Here is a 12,208-nt window from a genome sequence, read left to right on the forward strand (position 1 = left end):
GCTTGAACGGCGCGCCGCGGCCTTGCCCGCGGCGCACATGAAAAACCGGCCTTGAGGAACCTTATGACCGCACCAGAGATACCGGCAGCAACGCCCCTTTTTCAGATGAGTGGTGTTTCGAAGCGTTACGGCGGCGTTCACGCGCTGGAAAATGCCGAGCTTGCCGTGGAACCGGGACGGATCCACGCCATTCTCGGCGAGAATGGCGCTGGCAAGTCGACCCTCATAAAGATCATGGCAGGCGTCGTCGCGCCCGACGAGGGCCGGATGCTGCTCGAAGGACGTCCGGTCAGTTTCAGATCCCCCGCGGAGGCCTCTGCTGCCGGCGTCACCTGCGTGTTCCAGGAGCTTTCGCTCATTCCCGATTTGAGCGTAGCCGACAACATCTGCATCGCCGCGCCGCCACGGCGCTTCGGCCTGATCGATCGCAAGGCCCAGCGTGCGGTCGCCGAGGAGATGCTCGCCCGGGCAGGCGCCGAGGACATTCATCCGCGGGCGCTGGTCAAGGATCTATCATTGTCGCGCCGGCAACTCGTCGAGATCGCCAAGGCGCTTGCGTGGAAGCCGCGCATTCTGATCCTCGACGAGGGAACGTCGGCGCTGACGGCAGCAGATGTCGCCAAGGTCTTTTCGGTATTGAGGCGGCTGAGGTCGGAAGGACTGGCGCTGCTTTATATTTCGCACCGCATGCAGGAGATCGCCGAATTGGCCGACGAATGCACGGTTTTGCGCAACGGCCGCAACGTCATGCATTTTGCGGCCGGGACGCGCAGCGACAACGAGATCGTCGAAATGATGATCGGCCGCGAATATAGCAACGCCTTCCCGCCGAAGCCGACACGAGCGGCCGCCGATACGCCTCCTCCGCCTCTTGAATGCCGCAATCTCGGCTGGGGGGACAGCCTGCGCGACATTTCGCTCACGGTCGGCAAGGGTGAAGTCGTCGGCCTTGGCGGTCTGGACGGGCAAGGGCAGCGCGAACTGCTGCTTGCCCTTTTCGGCGTACTTCGCGGCACAACCGGCGCTGTCCTTGTTGATGGCAAGGCCGTCGCGCTCGCCAGTCCGGCGGCGGCGCGCTCAAGGCATATCGGCATGGCACTCATCCCCGAGGATCGCAAGACCGAAGGTTTGATGCTGCCGATGACAGTCCGAGAAAATCTCTCCTTCGCAGTTCTGGACCGGGTCTCCAAGGGGGGCGTCATAGACCGGGAAAAAGAAGAACAGTTGATCGATGAGATGGTGCAGTTGCTGGCGATCAAGACGGCCGGCCTCGACATCCCGGTCGGTGCGCTCTCCGGCGGCAATCAGCAAAAGGTCGTCATTGCCAAGTGGCTGATGCGCCGGCCGCGCATCATTCTCCTCAACGATCCGACACGCGGCATCGATGTCGGCACCAAACAGGAAATCTACCAATTGCTCCGGCGGCTTGCCGAAGCAGGCGCGGCCATCCTGTTCTATTCGACGGATTATGACGAGCTGATCGGCTGCTGCGATCGTGTCCTGGTATTCTACAATGGCAGCATCGTGCGCGAGTTGAAGGATAGCGGCATCACGCAGCATGCGTTGGTCGCCAGCGCACTCAACGTCGAGGGCGAAAAGGCGGAGAGCGCGGCATGAAGGAATGGCGTTACCGGTTGAACGAACGGCGCGGCACGCTGATGGCGGCCGGCATTTTTCTCGTCATGTTCGCCATCTATGTCTCCAATCATCCCGCCGGATTGACGGCCAATGTCGTGCAGACCGCCGCCAACAAGGGTGTTCTGCTCGCCTTTGTGGCGATGGCGCAGACGCTGATCGTGATCACGGCGGGCATCGACCTATCGGTTGGCATGATCTTCATCCTCACCAATGCGCTGGCCTCCTGGATCGTCCTCGGCACGCCGATCGAAACGGCCTTCGGCGTCATCGCCGTGCTGGCCACGGGCCTTGCCTGCGGGGCATTGAACGGCCTGATCGTCATTTATGGCAGATTGCAGCCGATTGTCGCCACCATCGCGACGGGCGCGGTCTTCTTCGGGATCGCCCTGCTGCTGCGGCCCTTTCCCGGCGGCTCGGTCAATGAGGGCCTGGCCGATATCATGACCGGCAAGGTCTTCGGGCTCGTACCTGCCAGCCTGGTCGCTCTGACTGCCGTCGTTCTCGTCATTTGGGTGCCGTTCAGCCGGTCGATCATCGGGCGGGCGGCCTATGCATCCGGCTCGTCGGAGATTGCGGCCTACATGTCCGGGCTGCCGATCCGCCGCGCCAAGTTTACAGCCTACGCGCTGGCCGGCCTTCTTGCCTCGATCGGCGGGCTGTTCCTCACCTTCTTCACCTTTACCGGCGAGGCAGCTCTTGCCAGCGGTAACGCCTATACGCTCTTTTCAATCGCCTCGGTCGTGCTTGGCGGCGTATCCTTGTTTGGCGGCAAGGGTAGCGCGATCGGTGCGATCTTCGGAGCGCTCGCCTTCCGCACCATCGGTGACCTGCTTTTCGTCTTCGATTTCGATCCGCTGTGGCAGCCGCTGTTCCAGGGCGTGGTGCTGCTCGTCGCCGTCAGCCTCGGAGCGTTCGGATTGTTCCGCGTCCGCAATCGCCTGGAGTGGTTCGGATGAGCAATGTAACGCGAGAAGAGCCCGTGAGCCTTCTTTCGAAATCCGTGCGCCGGCTCGATCCGGCGATCGCGACAGCCTTCGGCTGCATCATCCTCCTGCTGATCATCGGAAGTTTCTATTCGAGGAGCTTCCTGTCCCCGGAATATCTCCTGCAGCAGTTGAAAGTGGCATCCTTCCTTGGCGTTATTGCCACCGGCATGATGATCGTCATCCTGCTCGGCCAGATCGATCTTTCCGTTCCATGGTCGGTCGCCGTCGGCGGAATGATGGCTTGTGCGGCCGCCGCCTATGGTCCTGCAGGCGAGATTCTTGCTGTTCCCTTCGGCATTGTCTGCGGCATGGCGATCGGGCTTACGAACGGGATCGGCGTCGCTTATCTGCGCATCCCCTCGATGATCATCACGCTGGCGACCAACGCCGTCGCTCAAGGGTTGATGGTCCTTTATACCGGCGGTTTCTCGCCGCAGGATTCAGCAACGTCCGCGATGCGTTATCTCGCAACCGGCTTTCTTGTGCCTGGCATACCCAACGCCGTACTCATCTGGGCAGTGGTCGGCGCCTGCACGGTCTTTGCCCTCACACGTACGACATTCGGCCGCTCCGTCTACGGCATCGGCAACCGGGAGAGCGCGGCCTATCTTTCCGGCATTAACACCCGCCGGATCGTCCTCATCGCCTTCATCGCTTCCGGGGCACTTAGCGCCTTTGGCGGCGCCCTACTTGCCGGCTATGCATCGAAGGCGGCCCAATCGATGGGCGATACCTATCTACTGCCTTCGATCGCCGCCGTCGTGCTCGGCGGAACATCCATTCTCGGCGGCAAGGGCTCCTATGTCGGCACGGTTGCCGGCGTGATCTTAATTACGCTCCTGCAATCGATCCTCTCGGTCATGCAGATGCCGGAGGCCGGGCGGCAGATCATCTACGGCATGGTCATCATCGCGATGTTACTGCTTTATGGCCGCAGCCCTGCCAACCGGTGATCTGGGCCCGTTGGCTTTATCCAGCGTCAGGGTCTCAGAATCCGAGCACCACGGCACCACCGGTCAATCCAGCACCCGCAGCGGCCAGAAGCACCGTTTCCCCGGAAGCAAAACGACGTTCTTCGTTGGTAATCGACAGCGACAGGGGAATGGTTGCGGCAGACGAGTTTCCGTAATCACCAATCGTGCTGACGGCCTTCTTGGCTGGTATGCCCAGCTTCTCGCATACAGCGCTGAATATCCGCGTGTTGGCCTGATGCGGGACGAACCGGCTGACATCCTCGACCGCGACACGCGACTGATCGAGCGCCCGCATTGAGGTGGCCGTCATCATCTCGACGGCGCGCGAAAACACCTCGCGTCCATCGCGCATCGTCATGAGAAAATCCTCCGCCCTCATGCCCGGCGCAAAGGGGCGGCTGCTGCCTCCGGCGGCAATCGAGATCAAGTCATAGCCGCTTCCGTCAGCAATAAGATCGACGCCGAGGAGACCGGTGCCGGATCCCGTTGACGGCGAAAGCACGACCGCACCGGCAGCATCGGCAAACAGAACCGAGCTTGCGCGCTCGGCCGGGTTGATCCGGCGGCTCAAGATGTTCGCCGCAACGACGAGCACCGGTCGTCCCTGGGTGCGGACAAAGCCGTCGGCGAGCGTCAGCGCATAAAGAAAACCCGAGCAGGCGCCTGCAAGATCGATCGCTCCGGAATTCGTAAGGCCGAGGTGATGGGCAAGCAAGGGGGCGGACGGCGGCAGCAAATGGTCAGGGGTCGAGGTTGCAAGCAGCGTCAAGGCGATTTCGGCCCGGTCGACACCTGCATCGCTAAGCGCCATGGCGCCGGCGTTGGCCGCCAAAGCGCTAAGCGTATCACCCTCTTCCGCCCAGTATCTGGAGAGAATGCCCGTACGACGTTCGATCCAGCCGGATTCGAGGTCAAGGGCCGTCTCGATCTCGCTGTTGTCGACCCGTCGCCCCGGCACGCTGTGACCGAAGCCTGCCAGCCGCGACGACCTCACAATCGACATGCGGGTGCTCCAAATTGCGAGGCGGCTTCCCCGATCGCGTCATAGGCCCGGCCGAGCTCTTCGGCGGTGACGCAATAGGGCGGCATCAGGTAGATGACGTTGCCGAGCGGCCGGATCAGCAGACCACGTTCACGGAAGAACGCGCGCAGCTTCGGCCCGACGTTTGCCAAGTAGCCGTAGCCACCGACTCCCACATTGAGGTCGAGAGCAGCAATCGTTCCCTTTTGCCGGACGTTCCGGAAGCGCGTGTCCGCGGCGAAGCGGGCCAAAGGCCCGCGATGCGCCTCCGCGAGAGTATCGATCCGCGCCTTGACCGGCTCATCCCGCCAGACCGCAAGATTGGCAAGGGCTGCTGCGCAGGCGATCGGATTGGCCGTGTAGGAACTTGAATGGAAGAAGGTCTTGCGGCGGTCGGAAGAGAGATGGGCCTCGAATATTTCCGCCGTGCACAAAGTCGCCGCCAACGGCAGAGCGCCCCCTGTGAGGCCTTTCGACGTGCAGAGAATATCCGGCGTGATCGCAGCCTGTTCGCAGGCAAAAAGCGTTCCCGTTCGCCCCCAGCCGGTCATCACCTCATCGGCGATGAGAAGCGTTCCATGACGCTCGGCAATCTCCTTGAGGCCGGCAAGAAGCGACGGTGGATACATCTTCATGCCGCCTGCCCCGAGAATGAGCGGCTCGACCAGCAGGGCTGCGACTTCGCCTGACCGGCAGATGCACTCGAAGGCATCGAGCGTTTCCAGCTCGCGGCCCACCGCTGGAAACGGCAACCGGTCGACGGCAAAAAGCAGCGGTTCGTAAGCGGCATTGAACACGCCGCGCTCGCCCGCTGACATCGTGCCGATCGTGTCGCCATGATAGGCATGCTCCATGACCGCGATACGATTGCGCCGCTCACCTTTATTGTGGAAAAAACCGAGCGCCATCTTCAGCGCGACCTCGACTGCGGTCGATCCGCTGTCGGAGTAAAAAACATGGGCCAGGCCCGGCGGCGCAACGGCGATCAGGCCCTCGGCCAGCTCTTCGGCCGGCGCATGTGTGTATTCGGCGAAGATGAGCTGGTCATAGCGCTCCGCAGCGGCAGTAATCGCCTTCATGATCGTAGGGTGCCGGTGGGCGTGGGTGATCACCCACCAGGACGAGATGGCGTCGAGAACGTGGTTGCCGTCCTCGTCGATGAGGTAAGCGCCTGCCGTTTCCACGATCCGCTTCATCGGCGGTTCCAGCGCGTGCTGGGTGAAGGGATGCCATACGACCGAGCGTGTCATGCCAGCGCTCCCTTGATGTGCTCGATATCGACGTTTCTGCTGAAGGCTTCGCGCAGTGTCTCGGGCGTGACGGTCGGCAACCACGGCAGGCGGCCAAGCGAGCGAACTCCCCCGATCTCGGCAATGACCCGCTGCGTTTCGGCGTTCTCGTCACCGATGAAGGCAATCCCAAGGATCGGGATTGCGCGGTGCTTCAGCGCCTCGAGCGACAGCAGCGCATGATTGATTGTCCCGAGCGCAGTCCTGGCGCAGAGAATGACAGGAACCTGCCAGCCGGCAAAAACATCCGCGAATAACAGCCGGTCAGTAAGCGGCACGAGCAGGCCGCCGGCACCTTCCACGATCAGCGGCTCATCGGTTTCAGGCAGGGCCAATCGGTCGGAGGCAATCGTAATGCCGTCGCGCCTCGCAGAAAGATGCGGGGATGCCGGCGTCTTCAGCCTATAGGCCTCCGGAATGATCCGCGCGGGAAGAACCCCGCCAAGCCGCATGACGGTTTGGCTGTCGGTCTCTTCCTCAAGTCCCGATTGCACCGGTTTCCAATAATAGCCGTCGAGAGCTTGCGTCAGTGCCGCGGCGAACATGGTCTTGCCGATCCCGGTATCCGTGCCGGTGACAACGTAACGCTTCGTCACGCGCGCTCCTCCACCATCACTGCCGCAAGCCGTTCTAACATGCTGGAGATCATGCTGGAATCGACGTTCAGCGTGATCGCGATCCTCAGCCGGGCGGTACCCTCAGGAACGGTCGGCGGCCGGATTGCCCGGATGTCGAAGCCCTCGTCACGCATGCGCGTGGCAATCCGGACGGCACGCACATTGTCGCCGATCATCACCGGCAGGATCTGCGATCCGCTGCCCTCGACACCAGTTGCAGCCGTGAGTGCGGAATTTGCAAAAGCCCGCAGCGCGTCGAATTCCGAGCGCCGTTGCGGCTCGTCGTCAAGAACCCGCAGTGCTTCGCGAACAACGGACGCCATCAAAGGCGACGGGGCCGTCGAATAGATGAAACCACGAGCGCGGTTGACGAGGTAGTTGCAGATGACGGCACTGGCCGAAAGCAGCGCTCCCGAAACGCCAAGCGCCTTGCCGCAGGTATGAAGGACGATGAGGTTATCTTGCGCTTCCAGACCTGCCGAAAGACCGCGCCCCCCCCGGCCGAAGACACCGGTCGCATGCGCTTCGTCCACGACCAGGAAGGCGCCATGCGCGTTCGCGATGCCTGCAAGTTCGGCAAGTGGCGCGCGATCGCCGTCCATGGAATAGAGGCTCTCGACGGCAATCCAGGGCCTGCCGGTACCGCCCGCCTGGCGCCATTTCCTGATTGCCGCATCGAAGGCCTCGACATCATTGTGCAGGACCGGCATCGCCTGCGCCTTGCCCGCCGCGATCCCCTCATGTGCACTGGCATGGATCAGACCATCGTAGACGATGAGGTCCTCGCGTTGCGGAAGGGTCGAAAAGAGGGCGGTATTGGCGGCGTAGCCGCTGCCGAAATAGACGACCCTTCCGGTCCCGAAATATGCGGCAGCTTCGGCCTCTAGCGCCTCGTGCTCCGGATGATTGCCGCGCAGCAGTCTTGACCCCCCTGCCCCGACCGGAACGCCGCGCTCGATCGCCTCGGCAATCGCGTTCTTGAGACGCTTCGATTGAGCAAGCCCCAGATAATCGTTCGACGTGAAGTCGATGCCGCTCTGGCCGATCAGCGCACGTGCACGGCCCTTTCGTTCAAGGCCAGCCAGCGTCCGCTCATAGCGGGCAAGGCCCGCAAAGCTCATTGTGCCGTCTCCGGTTCTGCTGCACCCAGCTCCATTGGCCTCAGGCCAAGACGGCGAAATAGAGCGCTGTCATGATCTTCCCCGGGATTGTCGGCCGTCAGCAAGGTGTCGCCGATGAAGACGGAATTGGCGCCGGCGAAGAAACAGAGGGCCTGCATCTCGTCGCTCATGCCGGTGCGTCCCGCCGAAAGCCGCACATGCGAGGCCGGCATCAGAATGCGGGCAAGCGCAATCGTGCGCACGAAGTCGATCGGGTCGACGGGTTCGGCGTCGGCAAGCTTTGATCCCGGGATCGGGATCAGCATGTTGATCGGCACGCTCTCGGGCGGCACGGGAAGGTTGGCAAGCGTCACCAACATCGCGATGCGGTCCTTCGTCGTTTCACCCATGCCGAGGATGCCGCCGGCGCAGACCTTTATGCCGGCATCCCGGACGTTTGACAGCGTCTCCAAACGGTCGGCAAAGGTCCGCGTGGTGATGATCTCGCTGTAGAAGCGCTCGGAAGTGTCGACATTGTGGTTGTAATAGTCGAGGCCGGCCTCGGCGAGCGAGGCCGATTGAGCGGGCGTCAGCATCCCAAGCGTCATGCAGGTTTCCATGCCGAGCGCCTTGACGCCGTGAACCATAGCGACGATCGCGTCCATGTCGCGGTCCTTGGGACTGCGCCATGCCGCTCCCATGCAGTAGCGCGTCGCACCACCCTCCTTGGCCTTCCGCGCTTCGGCAAGGACGCGCTCGACTTCCATCAGCTTCGAAGCCTTGAGCCCGGTCGGATAGTGTGCGGACTGGCTGCAATAGCCGCAATCCTCCGCGCAGCCGCCGGTCTTGATCGAAAGCAGACGGCTCATCTGGATCGCATTGGGGTCGAAGTTCTCGCGATGGACGCTGTGTGCACGAAAGAGGAGATCATTGAATGGCAGATTATAGATAATTTCTGCCTCATCGATCTGATATGGGACCGGGAACGCTATCTCACGCTCATTTCCGCTCGCGCTATCAGCCATTTTACCCTGCATCGAATCAAATCCTCTCCCGCAAATGCATCGATATAGATATCTTGCATTTTTATCTATAATTATCCGGCGCAAGGTAGCGCAAGGGGCAGAGTCCAGATTTCTGCAGATAACAGATTGCGGCGATGCAAATCAGACCGGCGGCATCTAGCCGACGATCGCGAAACGTTCGGCATCAGGAGCGGCGCCGCTTCTTGCCGGCCGGCGGCCGATCCACTGAACATGCCGCTCCAGCACCGTTGCCGCGTGCTCCGTTTCGCCCTCACGAAGGAAGCTAAGGATCGCCCGATGATCGCGGTCCTTCGGCGTCATCCAGCCTGAATTCCAGGTCGCGAACAAAAACCGCGCGCTGGCGGCATGCAGATCGTCGATTGCCGCCAATAGACGGGGCATCCCGCATGGCGACAGGATCAGGCGATGGAAGCGCCTGTTGGCGGATTCCCAGCCGCGAACGTCGAGCGCCTGGTCGCCTTCAAGGATGGCGCGTTCTGCCTGATCGAGGATGGACGGCGTCAAATGGGGAGCGGCATGACGAAGCGCCAGGACCTCGAGCGCGGCGCGCATGCGCGCCACTTCCTGCACTTCTGCAAGATCAAACGATGCGACCCTGACGCCCCGCCTTGGCTCGCTGATCGCAAGCCCCTGCGCCTCCAGCCGCCGGAGTGCTTCGCGCACCGGCACATGGCTGGAGCCGAATTCCTCGGCAATGTGATCCTGCTTGAGTTTGGAGCCGGGTTCGAGTTGCCCTGTTACGATCCGGTCGGCAAGAACGCGGCTTATCCGTGCGGCAATGGTCTCGTCATTATGGTCGGTCATTTTTTATAGATAATTCGCTTCGGCACGGCTGTCGAGACGGCAGCCATCATGGGGCAATTCTCAGGAACTGATCGCGACCTGGGCATCGTAGAGCCGCCTGTAATGGCCGCGGCGCTCCAGCAATTCGGCATGCGAGCCCTGCTCGACCACACGCGAGCCGGCGACGACGATAATTCTGTCTGCATCGCGTATCGTTGCCAGCCGGTGTGCGATGATCAGCGTGGTGCGGCCTTGCGCGAGCATGGCCAGCGATTGCTGGATCTCGCGTTCTGTTTCGGTATCGAGCGCGGACGTCGCCTCGTCGAGAATGAGGATCGGCGGGTTCTTTACGAACATGCGCGCAATCGCCAGGCGCTGCTTTTGTCCGCCCGACAATTTGACGCCGCGCTCGCCGATGAGGGTGTCCAATCCGTTCGGCAGCGATACGATCATGTCGTCGAGCTTGGCGCGCCTGACCGCCTCGACGATATCCGCTTCGGTGGCGTCGAGCCTTCCATAGGCGATATTCTCGCGGATCGTCCCAGCAAACAGGAAGACATCCTGCTGCACAACGCCGATCTGACGCCTGAGCGAGGCAAGCGTCATATGGCGGATATCAATACCGTCCACCGAGATTGCCCCGTTGCCGACTTCATAAAAGCGCGGCAGCAGCGAGCATATCGTCGTCTTGCCGGCGCCGGATGGGCCCACAAATGCAACTGTCTCGCCTGCCCTGATCGTCAGATTGACATCCTGAAGTGCGGGCTTACCGGAACTGTAGGCGAAGGACACGTCTTCATAGATGATTTCGCCCTTCAGGTGGTCGATATCGATCGCATCGGGTGCGTCTTCGATGTCGGGCTCGGTGTCGATCAATTCGGTAAACCGCCGGAAGCCGGCGATGCCCTTCGGATAGGTCTCGATGACGGAATTGATCTTCTCGACGGGCCGGAAGAAGACGCCGACCAGGAGCAGGAAGCCGATGAAGCCTCCCGCCGTCAGCTCTCCGGCCAGAACGAAGTAGCTGCCGGCGATCATCACAATCATCTGCGTCAACCGCATGCTCATGTAGCTGAGCGACGTGCTGGCGGCCATGATGCGATAGGCTTCGAGCTTCGTTTTCCGGTAGCTTTGATTGTCGTTTTCGAAGAGCGCACGTTCATGGTCCTCATTGCCGAAGGCCTGCACGACCCTGACGCCGCCGACGCTCTCCTCGATCCGGGCATTGAAGTCGCCGACGCGTCCGAAGAGTGCCCGCGAATTCCTCGTCATCCGGGTCCCGTAGCGGCTCGTCACCCACGCCGTCAGCGGCACGATGACGGCGGTGACCAGCGCCAACTGCCAATTCACTGACACCATCAGGATAAGTGCGCCGATGAACGTCATCACCGCTATGAAAAGATCCTCGGGACCGTGATGGGCAACCTCGCCGATCTCTTCGAGATCCTTGGTGAGGCGGCCGACCAGATGCCCCGTCTTCTGGTTGTCGTAATAACTGAAGGAGAGTTTCTGAAGATGATCGAAGGCCGCGCGGCGCATATCGGTCTCGATATTGATGCCGAGCATATGCCCCCAATAGGTGACGATCGCCATCAGGCCGGTATTGATCGCGTAGACCACCAGAAGACCGGCAGAGGCCAGCAGAATAAGCAGCCAATCCTGGCCGACCAACAGCCTGTCGACAAACAGCTTCACGGCCATCGGAAAGCCGAGCTCGAGCAGGCCGGAGACGATCGCGCAGCTGAAATCGAGCACGAAAAGGCCGCGATAAGGCCTGTAGTAAGAAAGGAAACGGCGAAGCATTTCGACCCTTAAAGGTATGAGCTTAAGCGGCGGCATTGACGATAAGCGCGCATTGATGCGAAACGTGACCCGCATTCTCATATTTTTTGACGGGAGCCAATAGGGCGCTGTGCATGACATTGCATCTTGATAGGAAACGGGCAACTGCCGCTGAGGCGAAAGGTTCCGACGCGGGCACCGCTTCCATGCTCTCGCTTCGAGGCGTCAGCTTCGTCATCGAAGGCCGTACGCTGCTGCATCCGCTGACGCTGGATTTTGAAGCCGGCAAAACGGTCGGGCTGATCGGCCATAACGGTTCCGGAAAATCGACGCTGCTGAAGCTTCTCGCCCGCCAGCAACAGCCTTCTTCCGGCACGATACGCTTCGAAGGCAAGGCGCTTGCCGAATGGCCGGGCCGCGCCTTTGCCCGCCGCCTCGGCTACCTGCCGCAGCAGACGCCGGCAGCGCCGGGGATGCTTGTCAATGAGCTTGTCGCGCTCGGCCGCTACCCCTGGCATGGTACGCTTGGCCGCTTCGCAGAAGCAGATCGCATTAAGGTTTCCGAAGCGCTGGAACTTACAGGCATCGCCTCATTCGCCGGCAGGCTTGTCGATACACTGTCGGGCGGAGAGCGCCAGCGCGTATGGCTGGCTATGCTTGTGGCGCAGGATGCCGATTGCCTGCTGCTTGACGAACCCATCTCCGCACTCGACATCGGCCATCAACTCGAAGTGCTGACACTGACCCAGAAACTCTCCCGCGAGAAGGGCCTCAGCGTCATTGCCGTGCTTCACGACGTCAACATGGCGGCGAGATTCTGCGACGAAATCGTCGCGCTGCATTTGGGGCGCTTGATCGCGCAAGGAACACCCGCCGAAATCATGAAACCTGCCGAACTCGACAAGATCTACAATGTCCGGATGGATGTGATGCAGCAACGGTCCGGCCGGCTTGTGGCGGTGGCCCAATAAA

General features: G+C 61.4%; 11 protein-coding genes. 4 read left to right on the forward strand and 7 right to left on the reverse strand.

Annotated features, from left to right (window positions below; all coding sequences use genetic code 11):
• The first annotated feature begins 63 nt into the window (after positions 1 to 63).
• From N2599_RS28115 to N2599_RS28125, 3 genes are read left to right on the forward strand one after another with little or no spacing between them, the layout of a single operon-like run.
• Positions 64 to 1,617, forward strand: a complete 1,554-nt coding sequence (locus tag N2599_RS28115) for a sugar ABC transporter ATP-binding protein (RefSeq protein WP_027510334.1) — start codon at positions 64 to 66, stop codon at positions 1,615 to 1,617.
• Complete coding sequence (locus N2599_RS28120; RefSeq protein ID WP_027510335.1) at positions 1,614 to 2,594, forward strand: ABC transporter permease; 981 nt, start codon at positions 1,614 to 1,616, stop codon at positions 2,592 to 2,594. Before N2599_RS28115 ends, N2599_RS28120 begins: the two co-directional genes overlap by 4 nt.
• A complete protein-coding gene (locus N2599_RS28125) occupies positions 2,591 to 3,577 on the forward strand; it encodes an ABC transporter permease (protein WP_027510336.1) in 987 nt (328 codons plus the stop codon). The genes N2599_RS28120 and N2599_RS28125 overlap by 4 nt, the downstream gene beginning before the upstream one ends.
• Positions 3,578 to 3,611: 34 nt before the next feature.
• Here N2599_RS28125 and bioZ read toward each other — a convergent pair whose 3' ends face one another.
• The 7 genes from bioZ to N2599_RS28160 all read right to left on the reverse strand — a co-directional run bounded on the left by bioZ (position 3,612) and on the right by N2599_RS28160 (position 11,257).
• On the reverse strand, positions 3,612 to 4,601 hold the full coding sequence (bioZ, locus tag N2599_RS28130) for a 3-oxopimeloyl-[acyl-carrier-protein] synthase BioZ (RefSeq protein ID WP_027510337.1): 990 nt from the start codon (positions 4,599 to 4,601) through the stop codon (positions 3,612 to 3,614).
• Positions 4,589 to 5,869, reverse strand: a complete 1,281-nt coding sequence (locus N2599_RS28135) for an adenosylmethionine--8-amino-7-oxononanoate transaminase (protein ID WP_027510338.1) — start codon at positions 5,867 to 5,869, stop codon at positions 4,589 to 4,591. Before N2599_RS28135 ends, bioZ begins: the two co-directional genes overlap by 13 nt.
• Complete coding sequence (bioD, locus tag N2599_RS28140; RefSeq protein ID WP_027510339.1) at positions 5,866 to 6,504, reverse strand: dethiobiotin synthase; 639 nt, start codon at positions 6,502 to 6,504, stop codon at positions 5,866 to 5,868. Before bioD ends, N2599_RS28135 begins: the two co-directional genes overlap by 4 nt.
• Positions 6,501 to 7,646, reverse strand: coding sequence for an 8-amino-7-oxononanoate synthase (locus N2599_RS28145; RefSeq protein WP_027510340.1), 1,146 nt, complete (start codon positions 7,644 to 7,646; stop codon positions 6,501 to 6,503). The genes bioD and N2599_RS28145 overlap by 4 nt, the downstream gene beginning before the upstream one ends.
• On the reverse strand, positions 7,643 to 8,650 hold the full coding sequence (gene bioB, locus N2599_RS28150; RefSeq protein WP_027510341.1) for a biotin synthase BioB: 1,008 nt from the start codon (positions 8,648 to 8,650) through the stop codon (positions 7,643 to 7,645). The genes N2599_RS28145 and bioB overlap by 4 nt, the downstream gene beginning before the upstream one ends.
• 156 nt (positions 8,651 to 8,806) lie before the next feature.
• Positions 8,807 to 9,475: a GntR family transcriptional regulator gene (locus tag N2599_RS28155; protein ID WP_027510342.1), complete on the reverse strand. Its 669-nt coding sequence runs from the start codon at positions 9,473 to 9,475 to the stop codon at positions 8,807 to 8,809.
• A gap of 60 nt (positions 9,476 to 9,535) precedes the next feature.
• Positions 9,536 to 11,257, reverse strand: coding sequence for an ABC transporter ATP-binding protein (locus tag N2599_RS28160; protein ID WP_027510343.1), 1,722 nt, complete (start codon positions 11,255 to 11,257; stop codon positions 9,536 to 9,538).
• 185 nt (positions 11,258 to 11,442) lie between these two features.
• Here N2599_RS28160 and N2599_RS28165 point away from each other — a divergent pair, with 185 nt between their 5' ends.
• Positions 11,443 to 12,207, forward strand: coding sequence for an ATP-binding cassette domain-containing protein (locus tag N2599_RS28165; RefSeq protein ID WP_027510344.1), 765 nt, complete (start codon positions 11,443 to 11,445; stop codon positions 12,205 to 12,207).
• Position 12,208: the final 1 nt, after the last annotated feature.

It is taken from the genome of Rhizobium sullae (assembly GCF_025200715.1).
Classification (GTDB): domain Bacteria; phylum Pseudomonadota; class Alphaproteobacteria; order Rhizobiales; family Rhizobiaceae; genus Rhizobium; species Rhizobium sullae.

What these genes read in the sequence shown, in the direction of transcription:
- N2599_RS28135 (WP_027510338.1), bottom strand. Translation starts at nt 5,869, where the DNA reads ATGACACGCTCGGTCGTATGGCATCCCTTCACCCAGCACGCGCTGGAA.
- N2599_RS28160 (WP_027510343.1), bottom strand. Translation starts at nt 11,257, where the DNA reads ATGCTTCGCCGTTTCCTTTCTTACTACAGGCCTTATCGCGGCCTTTTC.
- bioB (WP_027510341.1), bottom strand. Translation starts at nt 8,650, where the DNA reads ATGGCTGATAGCGCGAGCGGAAATGAGCGTGAGATAGCGTTCCCGGTC.
- N2599_RS28125 (WP_027510336.1), top strand. Translation starts at nt 2,591, where the DNA reads ATGAGCAATGTAACGCGAGAAGAGCCCGTGAGCCTTCTTTCGAAATCC.
- N2599_RS28115 (WP_027510334.1), top strand. Translation starts at nt 64, where the DNA reads ATGACCGCACCAGAGATACCGGCAGCAACGCCCCTTTTTCAGATGAGT.
- N2599_RS28155 (WP_027510342.1), bottom strand. Translation starts at nt 9,475, where the DNA reads ATGACCGACCATAATGACGAGACCATTGCCGCACGGATAAGCCGCGTT.
- N2599_RS28165 (WP_027510344.1), top strand. Translation starts at nt 11,443, where the DNA reads ATGCTCTCGCTTCGAGGCGTCAGCTTCGTCATCGAAGGCCGTACGCTG.
- N2599_RS28120 (WP_027510335.1), top strand. Translation starts at nt 1,614, where the DNA reads ATGAAGGAATGGCGTTACCGGTTGAACGAACGGCGCGGCACGCTGATG.
- bioZ (WP_027510337.1), bottom strand. Translation starts at nt 4,601, where the DNA reads ATGTCGATTGTGAGGTCGTCGCGGCTGGCAGGCTTCGGTCACAGCGTG.
- N2599_RS28145 (WP_027510340.1), bottom strand. Translation starts at nt 7,646, where the DNA reads ATGAGCTTTGCGGGCCTTGCCCGCTATGAGCGGACGCTGGCTGGCCTT.